This is a genomic window from Lysinibacillus pakistanensis (assembly GCF_030123245.1).
Lineage (GTDB): Bacteria > Bacillota > Bacilli > Bacillales_A > Planococcaceae > Lysinibacillus > Lysinibacillus pakistanensis.
In genome coordinates, this window is the sequence record NZ_CP126101.1 from 41,044 (window position 1) to 58,890 (window position 17,847).

The following is a 17,847-nucleotide window of genomic DNA, read 5'->3' on the forward strand; positions in this document are numbered from 1 at the left end:
AATGCTATGTTGATTCTGTCTTTCATTTTCGCACTATGATACAATGAAAAGCACTGATTTATATAATATCCTCAGGCCAAGAGGGAATTGATAATAGAATCCATAGAACATAAAGGAGGAGCTTCTGGTGACGGTTCCATTTGTTACGGTAGAAGGTCCGATTGGTGTTGGTAAAACCTCTTTATCAAAAGAGATAGCAACGACATTAAATTACCATCTATTAAAAGAAATAGTAGACGAAAACCCTTTTCTAAATAAGTTTTATGAAAACATTGAGGAGTGGAGCTTCCAAACTGAAATGTTTTTCTTATGTAATCGCTATAAACAATTAACAGATATTAAAAAGTTTCGCTTAGCACATCAGAAGCCTGTAGTAGCAGACTATCACATTTTTAAAAATCTTATATTTGCAAAGCGTACATTGGCATCAACGGAGTATGATAAGTATGAAGAAATTTATAGAATATTAACGAAGGATATGCCTGTACCTAATGTTGTTGTTTATTTACATGCTAGTGTCGAGACATTGATGAAGCGTATTGCAATGCGTGGACGTGAATTTGAAAAAATGATTGCACGGGATTATATGGAACAACTTGTGGCAGATTATCATTCTTTTATCGAGCATTTTGAGATAATGCACCCTGAAATCCCAGTCATTCGATTTAATGGAGACCAACTTGACTTCGTTAAAAATACGAATGATTTAAATTATGTATTGCAAATTATAAAGGATACGTTACAACAAAGGAGCTTGCAACAATGAATTTAAGAGAGAAGTACGATATTCCGCCACAGACAGTCATTACCATTGCCGGTACTGTAGGTGTAGGAAAATCAACGATGACAAAAGCGTTAGCAGAGGCGCTAAATTTCCGTACATCATTTGAAAAAGTAGATACTAACCCGTATTTAGATAAATTTTATGAGGACTTTGAAAAATGGAGCTTCCATTTGCAGGTGTATTTTTTAGCTGAACGTTTTAAGGAGCAAAAGCGTATTTTTGAATATGGCGGGGGATTTATTCAGGATCGTTCAATTTATGAAGATACAGGAATCTTTGCTAAAATGCACTATGATAAAGGAACAATGAGTCCAACAGATTACGAGACTTATAAAAATTTATTTGATGCAATGGTAATGACACCTTACTTCCCTCATCCAGATTTACTAATTTATCTCGAGGGACCAATTGATGCAGTCATTGGGCGTATACAAGAGCGTGGCCGTGCAATGGAGCAGCAGACACCAAATGATTATTGGATTGAAATGCATGAACGTTATGAGGACTGGATCAACAACTTTAATTCATGTCCAGTTTTACGTTTAGATATTAATGATTATGATTTATTAAAAAATCCTGAAGCAATTGACTCAATTGTGAGCCGTATCAGTCATATGCTAAAACAAACAAGCCATTTACGCAAATAGGCTTTCACAAAAAATACCTAAATAAGAAAGTTGAAGAAAATAATGATTAAAAGACGTGAGACAATATAAATAGCTATTGTATCACGTCTTTTAAGTAGGAGGGATTATTATAAAAGTAGCGGTGTATTGTGGTTCCAGTTTAGGCAAAAACCCAATTTATGCAGAAAAGGCAACCGAATTAGGTGCTATGTTGGCTCAAAATGGTCATGGAGTTGTCTATGGGGGTTCAAAAAGTGGGCTAATGGGAAAAGTGGCAGATGCCGTTTTAACCGCTGGTGGCGAGGTAATTGGTGTGATGCCAACGCATTTACAAAAGCGAGAATTAGCCCATGCCTCCTTAACAGAAATTCATTTTGTTGAGTCTATGCATGTACGTAAGGCAAAAATGGTAGAGCTTGCAGATGCCTTTATAGCATTACCAGGTGGTGGTGGCACAATGGATGAGTATTTTGAAGTCTTTACATGGGCACAAATTGGACTACATGAAAAGCCAGTAATTTTATATAATGTAAATAGTTTTTATGATGCACTTTTACAGCAATTTAAGCAGATGCTTGAAGAAGGATTTATTCGCGCGGAACAAAAGTCATTAATTCATGTAGCTACTACATCAGAAGAAGTATTACAGTTATTAAAACATGGGTAAAGATTGCCCATGTTTTTTCTGCAAAGATTAACAAGGAGCTAAAATGGAAAAAAATAAATTTTTAGTAAAAATAAATCTTTCCAAGAGGTGTAGATTATGCAGAAAATCAATACACAAGTAACAGATGATTTAGTAGTGCAGGCAATTGAACGGAATATTGCAATTATTCGTTTTGATATGGAACGTAAAGTAGCCTATGTAAATTCACTTTTTGCTCAAACATTAGGCTATAAAGTAGAAGAAATGATAGGAAAAGATCATAAAGATTTATGTTTACCAGAGTTTGTTAAAAGTACAGAGTACGAAAAATTTTGGCGGAACTTGACCTCTGGTAATAGCTATCAAGATAAAATTGAAAGATTGGATGCGAACAGAAATAGAGTTTGGCTTGAAGCAACCTATATGCCGGTCTTTGCAAATCATTCGAGAAAAGTGATTGGCGTTTCTAAAATTGCTACAAATATTACAGACCGTCAAAATGAGATTGTTAGCGTAGCTGAGACATTAAAAGGGATGTCAAAGGAACTTCATAGCCGTTCAGAGGCTGGTATTCGGAATAGTGAAGGCTTACTGAAGACTATAAGGGAAGTATCAAAAGAGTCCGCCGATAATGTGAAAAATCTCGGACAGCTTCAAAAGCAAGCCGAGTCTATTAAAGGTATTGTGAAAACTATTCAAGAAATTGCTTCTCAGACAAATTTACTGGCATTAAATGCAGCAATTGAAGCAGCTAGGGCAGGAGAATATGGTCGAGGCTTTGATGTTGTAGCAAAAGAGGTGAGGAAGCTATCTATAAGAGTTGAGCAATCTATCTCTGAAGTAAAGGATAATGTTGAGGGCATAGAACGAGAAATAGGACAAGTCACAGAAAGTATTACACGAATAGCTGAAAAAGTTGAAAAAACAAATGGACAAATTTCAGTGACAACCAATGATTTTTCTGAAATTGCAAGTGCTGCAGAGGCGTTAGACGAGCAATCAAAGCTTTTTATCGAGATCGTTTAATGAAAAGTTAGCGCCATTTGATAGACAAATGAGTTTATTCCTAATGGATGGCGCATTTTGATAAAACCAATGCGATATTGTCTTAACAGTACTATTTTCAAATGTTTTATTTCCATAATTTTCTGAAATATATTGAAATAGTATATGATTTTTATTTACAATAATTATGTAAGTCTTTCATATATCATAATAGGGGTGTTATGTATGACAAAGGTGGAAATAAGTTTTAAGCATTTACCTACAACAGCGGTTTCAGATGCAACTGGCGGACACACAAATTTACGTAGTGATATTAAGCCTTTAGCAGATCATTTTAAACTAGCGGGGCGCGCGGTAACTGTGCGTTTACCAGATGGTGAAAATGGTGCAGTGTTAGAAGCTATCCGAGCTGCTAATGAAGGTGATATTTTGGTAATCGATGCGAAAGGCAATACGAATCGAGCTGTTGCTGGAGATTTTGTGATTTCTTTAGCAAAGGGCATAGGTGTACAAGGGTTTGTTGTGGATGGCGTTATTCGAGATATCGCAGCCATTCGAGAGCTAGACTTCCCCGTATTCTCCTTAGGGACAACGGTAGCTGCTGGTAATAAAAATGGTGGTGGTAAAGTTAATATACCCATCTCTATAGGAGGCGTTACTGTCCATCCTGGTGATTATATTATTGGAGATGTGGATGGTGTAGTTGTAGTACCACAGGAGGATGCAGAACGAATTGTAATGGCTGCGGAGGCAAAACTGGAAAAAGATGAAGTACGTGCACAAGAGGCACATGTAAATGGTAAAGAATCGATTCTTGCTTATTTAGATAAAGTTTTAACTGAAAGAAGTTAAAGTCTCCGGCGGTTGTCACGGAATCGGAAAGGAGTCCTCTGTACAATACAAAGCCGATTCCGGACGCAAAATTAAAAAAATCCTCACGATGCCATCCATACATCGTGAGGATTTTTTTAACTTTTTACGCTAAGTTTTCGTTATTTTTAAAGTAATTTTTCATTTTCTCTGTATCGAAACGGCCTTCCCATTTTGCCATTACTAATGACGCTAATGAGTTACCAATAACGTTAACAACTGTACGTCCCATATCAAGGATACGGTCAATACCTGCGATAAATGCCAAACCTTCAAGTGGAATACCAACAGTACCTAAAGTTGCTAAAAGTACTACGAATGACACCCCTGGAACGCCTGCGATTCCTTTAGATGTAACCATTAGAACAAGCATTAACGTAATTTGCTCTCCAATGCTTAGATGAATACCATACATTTGAGCAATAAATAATGCTGCAATCGCCTGATACAGTGTAGAACCATCTAAGTTAAAGGAATAACCGGTTGGAATAACAAAGGAAACGATATCCTTTGGAGCACCTAATTTCTCCATTTTCATCATAATTCGTGGTAGAACAGCTTCAGAACTTGCTGTTGAGAACGCTAAAATTAGCTCATCTTTTAGTACTTTAATTAAGTAGAAGATGTTGATACCCGCAAATTTTGCCACAAGACCAAGGACGACAAAGATAAAGAATAGCATAGTTGCATAAACAAGTATTGCAAGTTTACCTAGTGGTATTAATGAAGCGAATCCATATTTGGAAACGGTTACACCAATTAAACCAAATACCCCAAATGGCGCGAATTTCATTACAAGGTTTGTTACCCAGAACATAGTATCTGCTACCCCTTGGAAGAAGTCTAAAACTGGTTTACCTCGTTCGCCAATGGCAGCAACCCCTAATCCAAAAATTACAGAGAAAAAGATAATAGCAAGCATATTTCCTTCAGCCATAGACTGAATGATATTTGTTGGTACTATACCCACTATAATATCAAATGGTCCCTCATGCTGTACCTGTTCTGTAGTTGTAACATATTTGGAAATATCCCCTTGAGAAAGCTCGTTCATGTTTAGACCAGCGCCTGGTTGGAACAAGTTTGCTGAAAGTAAACCAACTATAATAGCTACAGTTGTAATAATTTCAAAGTAAATAATTGATTTCCCGCCTAATCGTCCAAGCTGTTTCATGTCTCCAGTTCCAGCAACACCAACGATTAAAGTTGAAATAATAATCGGTACAACAATCATCTTAATTAGATGTAAAAAGATATCCCCTAGAGGTTGTAAATATGTTTCAATTTTGGGGTTTCCATAAAAGATACCACCAACAATAATCCCTAAAATCAAACCAATTAAAATTTGAGCGGCTAAACTGATTTTAAATTTCTTTTTCAAACCCTTTGTACCCCCTAATATTAAATTTTTAGGACTAGCCTTACTTTAATAATACGGAGGACTTATGGAATCCGACAAAATCCGAGAAAATTAATTTACTTTTGTTAAAATATCTGAATATAATACCTGAATAAACTTCTTAATATTTACCTTTGCTTTACGATTTTCATGATCTTCTATCTGCGTCATAAGCTGACGAATTTCCTTAAAGTCAAAGTAACGAGGCGCATAATATTCAAATTCAGAGTTTGTATAATCAACGACACCTAAATTAGCAAGATTAATCATGGCTGCTAATATTGTACGACGTACGCGCTGTTCGATAGCTTTACTTTCTTTCAAGATTTCATCCGGTGTAGTCTTTGTAACCGCTGCAATTTCCTCATAAAGCTCTTTTAATGGAGGTAGGGGCGCTATCTTGTGTTGATGAGCAAGCAAGGTCTCGATGATAGCTATAATATCCTCACTGCCAATTTCACCCACAATGCCCATATCGTTTAAGATCGATTGAATATGATCGCGTGATGTAGCTTTCTGATTTATTTGCTCACTTAAATCAATATTTGTCAGTGATTGACGAATGACCAATAGTGAATTCTTTAGGCGAAATTGTTCTGTTGTTTTTCGTAAAACATTCTCAACCTCTATACGATTTATAGGTTTATGAATAAAGAACTCAATTCCTTGTTCATATGCCTCACCAACCATTTCCTTATTGACTACCTGAGAAATCATGATAAATTGTCCCTCAAAACGATTTTGAGTTAGATGTTCAACTGTTGCAATTCCATCAAGCTTTGGCATCAGTAAATCGATTAGCACAAACTCTGGCTGTGTCATTAAAATTTGAGGGATGGCATCCTCCCCATTACGAGCTTCGCCAATAACAGTACCTAACCCGCTATCTTCAATAATAGTTTTTAACATGACCCGACTTGCACGATCATCATCTACAATAAAATACCTCATTTAAGTCTCTCCCGTTTGAATAGTTTGTGTAGGAACTGTAATTTTAAACATTGTGTTTTGATTGTTTGATTCAACGGTTATGAAGCCATTTAATTTATTTACTAATTCAGCAACATGCGAAAGTCCAATACCGGTTGCGGCGACACCTTCCATATTGTATTTAGTGGTATATCCAGGCTCAAAAATAATAGTGGTATCACCTTGTGATATGCCTTTTCCATTATCACAAACTGTGATTACAATATCATCCAGTTGTTGTTTAATGGCAATAGAAATAACACCTTGATCTTCAATAGCTTCAATAGCATTTGCTGTTAGATTGTTTAAAAGTGCTAGTAATGCAATATGTTCTTTTGTTTGAAAGTCCATATCTATACTTACTTTAAAGTGAATTTCCTTTCCCAATAGTTCGCTGTACTTTCTGTTACCATCCTCAATATAATGTAATAATTCTGACATTCTAAAGGGGCCAAAGCTCTTTTCGCCTACAATTTTAGAAATTCCTGCATAGATACGTTGTGAATCCTTTTTTACTTCATGAATTTCCTGGGCAATATGCAAGGCCTGTAAGCTTTCAGTCCGATAGCCTTGCGATTTTAGCTGTCGATATAAATCAAACCCACTAGCAGTAATTGTTTCTATATGATTCATAGATTTTTTTAAATAGAGCGTTTCAACATATAAATCAGACCCGATAGTAAGCATTTCTTGCACACGTTTTTTTTGTTCAGCAATTAAAATGGAGCTATAAACACCCACTACAAAGAAACTGCGTAATAAAGCAACGGCTAACAATATAAGTAAATCATGAACGAGTAAAAAAGTATAAGAATTAACAAGAAAACGAAATAATTGCTCAGCTAAATTACTTATTACTTCACTAAATGCAACTAATAATCCAAGCATTAGCGGTTTTTCTCGATAGCGATGGATATTTAAAATTTGTAGACATAATGCAAAAAGTATATAAAATGCTGCAGCTGGTAAATGTAAAAAGATGCTATCTATTAATGATACATCAGGTGTCGTAGAAGTTATAATGACTCTAAAAGCTGTTGTCACAATGCTGGTTATAATACCAGCTAATATAAAAGGCGTTGGTCTAAGAAGCGTACATAGAAAGAAAACAATAGTCCCTAATCCAAAGCGAAAAGTTGTATTAGCAAATGGCATTATTTTAATCTCACTACCAATAGCAGTTAATATAGCAATTAAAAAAATCCAAGTGAGGGAAGCACGAGAAATTAAATATTTTGAGTGCATAAAAATCCTCCCTTAATAATGTAGATATTTAATTTATCTTCTCCTTAACAATAAAAAAATACCACAACCTTTGTGGAAGTGGTATCTGTATGTATTATGTCAATTTTTTAGGCAAAAAAAAACGGCTACAGATGTAGTCGGAATTTAAAAACTGGAGGAGGTAGAGGGATTCGAACCCCCGCGCGGTGTTACCCGCCTGTCGGTTTTCAAGACCGATCCCTTCAGCCAGACTTGGGTATACCTCCATATTAACCTGATGTCTTATCGACAAAAATTAATTTATCATGTTTTGTATTCCACGTCAACTAATTTTTGAGATTTTTATAAAGATATTGTTGAAAAATGTTTCCACATAAATATTATGTGCATTAAGTTGCAATTTATGAAAACAGTCAGTATACTAGTTATTGCCGTGCTAGGTGGGAAGGTAGCGGTGTCCTGTAACTCGCAATCCGCTCTAGCGAGACTGAATTCCTTTTTTGAGGCTGTCCGTATTGTTTGGTCTGCCTTTTGCACGTAGTGTTGACGATTGGGTCCTGCGCAATGGATACCCATGAACCATGTCAGGTCCGGAAGGAAGCAGCATTAAGTGGTCTTATTCATGTGCCGCGGGGTTGCCTAATCTGAGCTAACGACAAGAGTAACGCTTATGTGCGGCTGTCAAAGAAAGGTGCACGGCATTAAATTGCCAACTCAAACGCATCCGTCTATATTAGGCGGGATGCGTTTTTTTATACATTTTAACAGGTGAGAAAACTTTGTATGATCTTATCTTTGTATGATCTTATCTTTGTATGATCTTATCTTTGTATGATCTTATATAGAAACTAAATGAATCTAAAACAACAGTGTATTGCTTCAATTTTATTGAATTGATAACACTATTATTAGACAAATGTTATAATAGAACTATTCTATAATTAATGGAGAAAAGGAGAGGAAATCATTGACGTATCAAGCATTTTATCGTGTGTATCGACCGCAATCATTTCGAGAAATGTCTGGTCAAGCACATGTCAAAAGAACGCTACAAAATGCTCTCCTAGCAAACAAAACCACACATGCTTATTTGTTTTCTGGCCCAAGAGGAACAGGGAAAACAAGTACAGCTAAGATTTTTGCAAAAGCTTTGAATTGTGAGCGAGCACCATCGAACGAGCCGTGTAACGAATGTGCCACTTGTTTAAGCATTACAGATGGGTCGCATCCTGATGTGATTGAATTTGATGCAGCATCTAATTCTAGAGTTGAAGAAATACGTGATATTATTGAGAAAGTTCGCTTTGCTCCTGCTAGTAGTAGATATAAAGTGTATATTATCGATGAAGTGCATATGCTTTCTACAAGTGCTTTCAATGCACTTTTAAAAACATTAGAAGAACCACCACCACATGCTGTTTTTATTTTGGCAACAACAGAGCCTCATAAATTGCCTGCAACCATTATCTCACGTTGCCAACGCTTTGATTTCAAACGACTATCAACTAACGATATTATCGAACGCATGAAGGTTGTATTAGAGGACATTGAGCTACCGTATGAGGAACAAGGTTTGAAGGTAATTGCACAATCTGCTGCTGGCGGTATGCGTGATGCATTGAGTTTATTAGATCAGGTTGTCTCCTTTAGTGGAGAGAAGCTAAAGCTTGAGGATACATTACTTGTAACAGGTTCAATTAGTCAGGAAGTTTTTTATGACTTAGCAGAAGCCTTAAAAGTAAAAGATGTTGCTAAAATGCTTGCTTTATTAGAACAGCTTATCGCAGATGGCAAGGATCCACTTCGTCTTTCAGAGGACTTGATTACATTTTTCCGTGACTTATTATTGCTACAAACAAGTGATGAATTGACCGAACTATTAGAGCTAGTTTCGCCGGAAGAACGTGTATTTACATTAGCACATGATTTTGCACCAGACTTGCTATACGGCTACATAGATATTTTAGCGAAAACACAGCAAGAAATGCGATTCTCCCACCATACAAAAATCTATTTAGAAACAGCATTACTTAAAATGGTACAGTTTTCGGGTGGACTAGTTAGTCAAACAACTTCTACAGTTGAAGCAGCATTGAGCCCAGAGCTGGCTCAAAAAATAGTTGCACTTGAGCAAACGGTACAACAATTGTCAGCACAGTTACAGGCTGGAGCTTCTGTGCAGCAGATGCAAGCACCTAAAGAACAACGACCACGAGCTAAAAGTTCAAATGGCTATAAAGCACCAACAGGGCGGATTCAAGAGGTGCTAAAGGATGCAACGAAACAGGATGTTCATCGGATTAAATCAGTTTGGGCTCAAGCGTTAAACCAAATGCAAAAGTCACAATCTGCTCTTTTAGCTGAAGCTGAACCTGTTGCAGCATCTTCAAGTGCTTTTGTGTTAAAATTCAAGTATGATATTCATTGTCAAATGGTTGCTGATAACCAATCTCTAAAAGCTCAATTCACACAATTAATTGCAGGGCAAACTGGTACAATGTATGAAATGCTTTGTACCCCTGAAGAAACGTGGTTAAAATTACGTGAAGAGTTTATTCGTGATCATGGTTTGCAACAGCAGAAAAAATCTCAGACAGTGTCCGAGCAGGAGATGGAATTACTAGAGCCACCACCGGCAGAAATGCCTGATGAGCCGTTTATCGATGATGCTCAGCCACTTGCCTCACAGGATCCACTTGTGACAGAGGCGGAAAAGTTGTTTGGTAAAGATTTTATAGAAATTGTGGAAGATTAATCATTTAGGAGGAATATGTTTATGCGTGGAATGGGAAATATGCAAGGTATGATGAAAAAAATGCAAAAAATGCAAAAGGAAATGATGGAAGCACAAGAAGCCTTAAATGCAGAGCAATTTGAAGGTGTTGCTGGCGGTGGTATGGTAAAAGTAATTGTTACTGGCCAACGTGAAGTTGTAGAAGTGAATCTTGATTCTTCAGTAGTAGATCCTGATGATATCGAAATGCTTCAAGATTTAATCGTTGTTGCTACAAATGAAGCACTAAAAAAAGTAGACGAGAAAACAAATGCAACAATGGGGAAATTCACTCAAGGCATGAACCTTCCATTCTAGGAGGTAAATAAATGTACTACCCAGAACCAATATCGAAACTAATAGATAGTTTTATGAAACTGCCAGGTATCGGGCCGAAAACCGCGGCTCGTCTGGCATTTTTTGTGTTAACAATGAAAGAAGATGATGTTTTATCTTTTTCTAAAGCACTTATTGATGCTAAACGAAATTTAAGTTATTGCTCTGTATGTGGCAACATAACTGATATTGATCCATGTCATATTTGTACAGATAAGCAACGGAATCATTCGATTATCTGTGTTGTACAAGATACAAAAGATGTTATAGCGATGGAAAAAATGCGTGACTACAACGGGATGTATCATGTACTACAAGGAGCTATATCACCAATGGATGGTATTGGTCCAGAGGATATTAATGTTGCCTCATTGTTAGTTCGTTTGCAAGATGAAACAGTTCAAGAGTTAATTTTAGCTACGAATTCCACGATTGAGGGCGAGGCAACGGCCATGTATATTTCCCGTCTAGTAAAACCCTCTGGTATTCGAACAACACGTATTGCCCATGGGCTACCAGTAGGTGGAGATTTAGAATATGCAGATGAAGTTACGTTATCGAAGGCAATGGAAGGCCGCCGAGAATTATGAGTGAGGGATTAATATGTTCTTCCGAAGTAAGAGAAAGTTAAAAAAAGAATTCGATGACAAGCTTGTGAGTCTAATAAAAGAAACAAAAGAAGATTTACAGCAGGCAAAATTAATTGAAGAATTATTAGATGATTATGATTTAGAATTAATTGCTCAACGAAAAGCAGCAGAGAGCATTCATTTCTATTTATTTAAAGAAGCTAGAATACGAAAAGTATTAATTAAATAACAGATTTTTAAACTCATAGAAGCAAAACAGGAAACATAAACTTTCATAATTATATCATTTTAAGGGGGAAACCTGATGTCGTGGTTAGTAATTATGAGTATTGGTGTGCCTGTAGTGCTTCTTTTTCTTTATGTAATAATTAGACATGCTAAAATGGGTAGAATTTTAGAAGGAATGTCCGTTTTTTGGTTTAGATTTGCTTTTGCTTTTCTTCTATTATTTGTTATTCATATGAGTCTAGGATATGTAGGCTATAATATACCTATCAATCTTTTTTCAGTCTTAACTATCGCTATACTAGGTATACCAGGCGTGTTTGGAATAACAGCTTTAATCTTTTTTTTATAAAAAGCTTGCATAATAAAAATATTATGGTATAGTAGTAGAAGTCGCTAAGATAACTGTTGAAAAACAAACAAATTAATAAATTGAAATTTAATTGTTGACAAACGGTTGTGAGTGCGATATAGTATAAGAGTTGCTGTTGAGAAACGGCGGCGAAATGAACCTTGAAAACTGAACAAGCAAAACGTAATCAATAAAGTTTTTAGTAGCTAGCTTTCGCTAGTGAACAAAACAAAATTTTGGACATCAAAATTGATGCCAGCAAAACAATTTGAGCTAATCAAATTTCTTTTATGGAGAGTTTGATCCTGGCTCAGGACGAACGCTGGCGGCGTGCCTAATACATGCAAGTCGAGCGAACAGAGAAGGAGCTTGCTCCTTTGACGTTAGCGGCGGACGGGTGAGTAACACGTGGGCAACCTACCCTATAGTTTGGGATAACTCCGGGAAACCGGGGCTAATACCGAATAATCTATGTCACCTCATGGTGACATACTGAAAGACGGTTTCGGCTGTCGCTATAGGATGGGCCCGCGGCGCATTAGCTAGTTGGTGAGGTAATGGCTCACCAAGGCGACGATGCGTAGCCGACCTGAGAGGGTGATCGGCCACACTGGGACTGAGACACGGCCCAGACTCCTACGGGAGGCAGCAGTAGGGAATCTTCCACAATGGGCGAAAGCCTGATGGAGCAACGCCGCGTGAGTGAAGAAGGTTTTCGGATCGTAAAACTCTGTTGTAAGGGAAGAACAAGTACAGTAGTAACTGGCTGTACCTTGACGGTACCTTATTAGAAAGCCACGGCTAACTACGTGCCAGCAGCCGCGGTAATACGTAGGTGGCAAGCGTTGTCCGGAATTATTGGGCGTAAAGCGCGCGCAGGCGGTCCTTTAAGTCTGATGTGAAAGCCCACGGCTCAACCGTGGAGGGTCATTGGAAACTGGGGGACTTGAGTGCAGAAGAGGAAAGTGGAATTCCAAGTGTAGCGGTGAAATGCGTAGAGATTTGGAGGAACACCAGTGGCGAAGGCGACTTTCTGGTCTGTAACTGACGCTGAGGCGCGAAAGCGTGGGGAGCAAACAGGATTAGATACCCTGGTAGTCCACGCCGTAAACGATGAGTGCTAAGTGTTAGGGGGTTTCCGCCCCTTAGTGCTGCAGCTAACGCATTAAGCACTCCGCCTGGGGAGTACGGTCGCAAGACTGAAACTCAAAGGAATTGACGGGGGCCCGCACAAGCGGTGGAGCATGTGGTTTAATTCGAAGCAACGCGAAGAACCTTACCAGGTCTTGACATCCCGTTGACCACTGTAGAGATATAGTTTCCCCTTCGGGGGCAACGGTGACAGGTGGTGCATGGTTGTCGTCAGCTCGTGTCGTGAGATGTTGGGTTAAGTCCCGCAACGAGCGCAACCCTTGATCTTAGTTGCCATCATTTAGTTGGGCACTCTAAGGTGACTGCCGGTGATAAACCGGAGGAAGGTGGGGATGACGTCAAATCATCATGCCCCTTATGACCTGGGCTACACACGTGCTACAATGGACGATACAAACGGTTGCCAACTCGCGAGAGGGAGCTAATCCGATAAAGTCGTTCTCAGTTCGGATTGTAGGCTGCAACTCGCCTACATGAAGCCGGAATCGCTAGTAATCGCGGATCAGCATGCCGCGGTGAATACGTTCCCGGGCCTTGTACACACCGCCCGTCACACCACGAGAGTTTGTAACACCCGAAGTCGGTGAGGTAACCTTTTGGAGCCAGCCGCCGAAGGTGGGATAGATGATTGGGGTGAAGTCGTAACAAGGTAGCCGTATCGGAAGGTGCGGCTGGATCACCTCCTTTCTAAGGATATTTTCGGAATACAAACCTTGGGTTTGTAAGATTACGTTTTGCGTTCAGTTTTGAAGGTTCATTCTTCCGAATGAAATACTTCAAAACTTGTTCTTTGAAAACTGGATAAAACGACATTGAAATTGTAACAAACACATTTATTTTTTAAGTTTTTTTATAGGCTTAATAACATTAAAAAGGTTTCGATAGTTTTTATCGGAAGCTGCAGGTTAAGTTATTAAGGGCGCACGGCGAATGCCTTGGCACTAGGAGCCGAAGAAGGACGGCACTAACACCGATATGCTTCGGGGAGCTGTAAGTGAGCTTTGATCCGGAGATTTCCGAATGGGGGAACCCACTACGTTTAATCGCGTAGTATCTTGACGTGAATACATAGCGTCTTGAAGGCAGACCCAGGGAACTGAAACATCTAAGTACCTGGAGGAAGAGAAAGAAAAATCGATTCCCTGAGTAGCGGCGAGCGAAACGGGAAGAGCCCAAACCAAGAGGCTTGCCTCTTGGGGTTGTAGGACACTCTATACGGAGTTACAAAAGAGCGAGTTAGATGAAGCGACTTGGAAAGGTCCGCCAGAGCAGGTAAAAGCCCTGTAGTCGAAAGTTCGTTCTCTCCAGAGTGGATCCTGAGTACGGCGGAACACGTGAAATTCCGTCGGAATCCGGGAGGACCATCTCCCAAGGCTAAATACTACCTAGTGACCGATAGTGAACCAGTACCGTGAGGGAAAGGTGAAAAGCACCCCGGGAGGGGAGTGAAAGAGATCCTGAAACCGTGTGCCTACAAGTAGTTAGAGCCCGTTAATGGGTGATAGCGTGCCTTTTGTAGAATGAACCGGCGAGTTACGATTACGTGCGAGGTTAAGCTTTAGAAGGCGGAGCCGCAGCGAAAGCGAGTCTGAATAGGGCGAAATAGTACGTGGTCGTAGACCCGAAACCAGGTGATCTACCCATGTCCAGGGTGAAGGTAAGGTAACACTTACTGGAGGCCCGAACCCACGCACGTTGAAAAGTGCGGGGATGAGGTGTGGGTAGCGGAGAAATTCCAATCGAACTTGGAGATAGCTGGTTCTCTCCGAAATAGCTTTAGGGCTAGCCTCGTGATGAGAATACTGGAGGTAGAGCACTGTTTGGACTAGGGGGCCATCCCGGTTTACCGAATTCAGACAAACTCCGAATGCCAGATATTTATACACGGGAGTCAGACTGCGAGTGATAAGATCCGTAGTCAAAAGGGAAACAGCCCAGACCACCAGCTAAGGTCCCAAAGTAATCGTTAAGTGGAAAAGGATGTGGCGTTGCACAGACAACCAGGATGTTGGCTTAGAAGCAGCCATCATTTAAAGAGTGCGTAATAGCTCACTGGTCGAGTGACGCTGCGCCGAAAATGTATCGGGGCTAAACGATTCACCGAAGCTGTGGATTGACATCTACGATGTCAGTGGTAGGAGAGCGTTCTAAGTGCGTTGAAGTCAGACCGGAAGGACTGGTGGAGCGCTTAGAAGTGAGAATGCCGGTATGAGTAGCGAAAGACGGGTGAGAATCCCGTCCACCGTATGACTAAGGTTTCCTGAGGAAGGCTCGTCCGCTCAGGGTTAGTCGGGACCTAAGCCGAGGCCGATAGGCGTAGGCGATGGACAACAGGTTGATATTCCTGTACCACCTCCTCACCGTTTGAGAAATGGGGGGACGCAGTAGGATAGGGTAAGCGCGCCGTTGGTTGTGCGCGTCCAAGCAGTAAGGCGTGTGTGTAGGCAAATCCGCACACTGTAACGTTGAGCTGTGATGGCGAGTCCGTATGGACGAAGTTCCTGATTTCACACTGCCAAGAAAAGCCTCTATCGAGGTGAGAGGTGCCCGTACCGCAAACCGACACAGGTAGTCGAGGAGAGAATCCTAAGGTGTGCGAGAGAACTCTCGTTAAGGAACTCGGCAAAATGACCCCGTAACTTCGGGAGAAGGGGTGCTCTTGAGCGTGCAAGCGCATGAGAGCCGCAGTGAATAGGCCCAGGCGACTGTTTAGCAAAAACACAGGTCTCTGCAAAACCGTAAGGTGACGTATAGGGGCTGACGCCTGCCCGGTGCTGGAAGGTTAAGAGGAGTGGTTAGCGCAAGCGAAGCTGCGAATTGAAGCCCCAGTAAACGGCGGCCGTAACTATAACGGTCCTAAGGTAGCGAAATTCCTTGTCGGGTAAGTTCCGACCCGCACGAAAGGCGTAACGATCTGGGCACTGTCTCAACGAGAGACTCGGTGAAATTATAGTACCTGTGAAGATGCAGGTTACCCGCGACAGGACGGAAAGACCCCGTGGAGCTTTACTGTAGCCTGATATTGAATTTTGGTACAACTTGTACAGGATAGGTAGGAGCCAGAGATCTCGGAGCGCCAGCTTCGAAGGAGGCGTCGGTGGGATACTACCCTGGTTGTATTGAAATTCTAACCCATGCCCCTTAGCGGGGCAGGAGACAGTGTCAGGCGGACAGTTTGACTGGGGCGGTCGCCTCCTAAAAGGTAACGGAGGCGCCCAAAGGTTCCCTCAGAATGGTTGGAAATCATTCGTAGAGTGTAAAGGCACAAGGGAGCTTGACTGCGAGACCTACAAGTCGAGCAGGGTCGAAAGACGGGCTTAGTGATCCGGTGGTTCCGCATGGAAGGGCCATCGCTCAACGGATAAAAGCTACCCCGGGGATAACAGGCTTATCTCCCCCAAGAGTCCACATCGACGGGGAGGTTTGGCACCTCGATGTCGGCTCATCGCATCCTGGGGCTGTAGTCGGTCCCAAGGGTTGGGCTGTTCGCCCATTAAAGCGGTACGCGAGCTGGGTTCAGAACGTCGTGAGACAGTTCGGTCCCTATCCGTCGTGGGCGTAGGAAATTTGAGAGGAGCTGTCCTTAGTACGAGAGGACCGGGATGGACACACCGCTGGTGTACCAGTTGTCTTGCCAAAGGCATCGCTGGGTAGCTATGTGTGGACGGGATAAGTGCTGAAAGCATCTAAGCATGAAGCCCCCCTCAAGATGAGATTTCCCATTACGCAAGTAAGTAAGATCCCTCAAAGACGATGAGGTAGATAGGTTCGAGGTGGAAGTGTGGTGACACATGGAGCTGACGAATACTAATCGATCGAGGACTTAACCAAAAAGTTTGAAACATTCAATGCGCCGTTTATCCAGTTTTGAAAGAATAACATCTTTCAACTAAATACAAGGTCTAGTGATGTTGGCAAAGAGGTCACACCCGTTCCCATACCGAACACGGAAGTTAAGCTCTTTAGCGCCGATGGTAGTTGGGGGCTTCCCCCTGTGAGAGTAGGACGTCGCTAGGCACACAGCAACCACTGAGAAATCAGTGGTTTTTTTATTATACGATTGGCTATCAATATGAAGTTAGTTGAGTGGAAACTTGGAATAATAGAGTAGTAATACTAATTAAATTAATTCACGAAAGGTAGATGCTTAACTATTTAATTTTGTATTCATCAGAAACAAATTAATCACCTGAGATCGTCAAAATTTTTAGCATATGTCATAGTTTGAACTCCTCAATTTCAGTTGAACTAAAGCGCTACTTTCCTATTCAAACGCATACCATAAAATGCTAAAATTTAAGTAGCTTTCAAAATAAAGGGGTGCTTAAAATGGCGACAGGCTTATATAGCAAGGAAATTCAAATTGAGAAAGAAAAATTACAAGCATTTGTTCAAAATAAAGAAGAATGGGCTGAACTTATACCAGGTTACTTACATCATGAGTTTCCAAATGAACAAGATATGATTTGGGTGTTTCAAGGTGATTTTGGCCTTATTCAAAAGGCTGTAAAAGTGGAACTTAAATATAAGGAATCCACTACAAATCAAGTTATGTTTGATTTGATAGGATTATCAGACCCTATAAACGGCGATGGCTTTTTTGAAATTAGACAAGAACAGGGAGATGCATGTCAACTTGTGGGAAATTTAACAATGAAAGCTAGTGGTTTTTTAGCCGGAATGATGAATCCTATATTAGAAAAATTTGTTCCACAATTGGTAGAGCAACTAGTACAAAAAATGGCAATTAAAGCAAGCCAATAAAGTGAATAACTATTTAGAGCAGTTAAGTTTTTGTAAAAATGATTATATCTAATAAGTTGAAAAAATCGTTGCTTTAGAGAGCAATGATTTTTTTATGTTGGATAGCCAATGTCAGTCTTCTAAGTTGCGGTG

The 17,847-nt window shown here is 40.2% G+C and carries 14 protein-coding genes, 1 tRNA gene, 3 rRNA genes and 1 other RNA gene; 15 read left to right on the forward strand and 4 right to left on the reverse strand.

The features are described from left to right. The first annotated feature begins 127 nt into the window (after positions 1 to 127). From QNH24_RS00170 to QNH24_RS00190, 5 genes are all read left to right on the forward strand, one after another. Entirely contained in the window at positions 128 to 766 is a 639-nt protein-coding gene (locus QNH24_RS00170) for a deoxynucleoside kinase (RefSeq protein WP_283870232.1), read from the forward strand. Then, positions 763 to 1,431 (forward strand): deoxynucleoside kinase, encoded by a 669-nt coding sequence (locus QNH24_RS00175; protein WP_283870233.1) that lies wholly within the window; start codon positions 763 to 765, stop codon positions 1,429 to 1,431. The genes QNH24_RS00170 and QNH24_RS00175 overlap by 4 nt, the downstream gene beginning before the upstream one ends. A 121-nt stretch (positions 1,432 to 1,552) precedes the next feature. Next, complete coding sequence (locus QNH24_RS00180; protein WP_488259937.1) at positions 1,553 to 2,077, forward strand: LOG family protein; 525 nt, start codon at positions 1,553 to 1,555, stop codon at positions 2,075 to 2,077. Positions 2,078 to 2,173: 96 nt separating this feature from the next. After that, entirely contained in the window at positions 2,174 to 3,082 is a 909-nt protein-coding gene (locus QNH24_RS00185; protein WP_283870234.1) for a methyl-accepting chemotaxis protein, read from the forward strand. Between the two features lie 204 nt (positions 3,083 to 3,286). After that, complete coding sequence (locus tag QNH24_RS00190) at positions 3,287 to 3,913, forward strand: RraA family protein (protein ID WP_283870235.1); 627 nt, start codon at positions 3,287 to 3,289, stop codon at positions 3,911 to 3,913. Positions 3,914 to 4,037: 124 nt separating this feature from the next. Here QNH24_RS00190 and QNH24_RS00195 read toward each other — a convergent pair whose 3' ends face one another. The 4 genes from QNH24_RS00195 to QNH24_RS00210 form a co-directional block, all read right to left on the reverse strand. Beyond that, the gene (locus QNH24_RS00195; protein ID WP_054772367.1) at positions 4,038 to 5,312 is read right to left on the reverse strand and encodes a cation:dicarboxylate symporter family transporter; all 1,275 of its coding nucleotides are present in this window, start codon (positions 5,310 to 5,312) and stop codon (positions 4,038 to 4,040) included. 90 nt (positions 5,313 to 5,402) lie between these two features. Continuing rightward, entirely contained in the window at positions 5,403 to 6,281 is an 879-nt protein-coding gene (locus tag QNH24_RS00200; RefSeq protein ID WP_054772368.1) for a response regulator, read from the reverse strand. After that, on the reverse strand, positions 6,282 to 7,544 hold the full coding sequence (locus tag QNH24_RS00205; RefSeq protein ID WP_283870236.1) for an ATP-binding protein: 1,263 nt from the start codon (positions 7,542 to 7,544) through the stop codon (positions 6,282 to 6,284). 152 nt (positions 7,545 to 7,696) lie between these two features. Continuing rightward, positions 7,697 to 7,789 (reverse strand) — tRNA-Ser (locus QNH24_RS00210). Positions 7,790 to 7,954: 165 nt separating this feature from the next. Here QNH24_RS00210 and ffs point away from each other — a divergent pair. The 10 genes from ffs to QNH24_RS00260 all read left to right on the forward strand — a co-directional run bounded on the left by ffs (position 7,955) and on the right by QNH24_RS00260 (position 17,715). Next, positions 7,955 to 8,222, forward strand: an RNA gene (gene ffs, locus QNH24_RS00215) — signal recognition particle sRNA large type. 268 nt (positions 8,223 to 8,490) lie between these two features. Continuing rightward, entirely contained in the window at positions 8,491 to 10,278 is a 1,788-nt protein-coding gene (dnaX, locus tag QNH24_RS00220) for a DNA polymerase III subunit gamma/tau (protein ID WP_283870237.1), read from the forward strand. Between the two features lie 21 nt (positions 10,279 to 10,299). Further along, positions 10,300 to 10,614: a YbaB/EbfC family nucleoid-associated protein gene (locus tag QNH24_RS00225; protein WP_283870238.1), complete on the forward strand. Its 315-nt coding sequence runs from the start codon at positions 10,300 to 10,302 to the stop codon at positions 10,612 to 10,614. An 11-nt stretch (positions 10,615 to 10,625) separates the two neighbouring features. Continuing rightward, complete coding sequence (gene recR, locus QNH24_RS00230) at positions 10,626 to 11,222, forward strand: recombination mediator RecR (RefSeq protein WP_283870239.1); 597 nt, start codon at positions 10,626 to 10,628, stop codon at positions 11,220 to 11,222. Positions 11,223 to 11,235: 13 nt separating this feature from the next. Then, the gene (locus QNH24_RS00235; protein WP_283870240.1) at positions 11,236 to 11,451 is read left to right on the forward strand and encodes a YaaL family protein; all 216 of its coding nucleotides are present in this window, start codon (positions 11,236 to 11,238) and stop codon (positions 11,449 to 11,451) included. Between the two features lie 75 nt (positions 11,452 to 11,526). Beyond that, positions 11,527 to 11,799, forward strand: a complete 273-nt coding sequence (locus QNH24_RS00240; protein ID WP_283870241.1) for a pro-sigmaK processing inhibitor BofA family protein — start codon at positions 11,527 to 11,529, stop codon at positions 11,797 to 11,799. A gap of 287 nt (positions 11,800 to 12,086) precedes the next feature. Beyond that, positions 12,087 to 13,638 (forward strand): 16S ribosomal RNA (locus tag QNH24_RS00245). A 216-nt stretch (positions 13,639 to 13,854) separates the two neighbouring features. After that, positions 13,855 to 16,782 (forward strand): 23S ribosomal RNA (locus tag QNH24_RS00250). 70 nt (positions 16,783 to 16,852) lie between these two features. Then, positions 16,853 to 16,968 (forward strand): 5S ribosomal RNA (gene rrf / locus QNH24_RS00255). The 16S, 23S and 5S rRNA genes sit together here, the layout of an rRNA operon. 312 nt (positions 16,969 to 17,280) lie before the next feature. Beyond that, entirely contained in the window at positions 17,281 to 17,715 is a 435-nt protein-coding gene (locus QNH24_RS00260; RefSeq protein ID WP_283870242.1) for an SRPBCC family protein, read from the forward strand. The last annotated feature ends 132 nt before the right edge of the window (positions 17,716 to 17,847 follow it).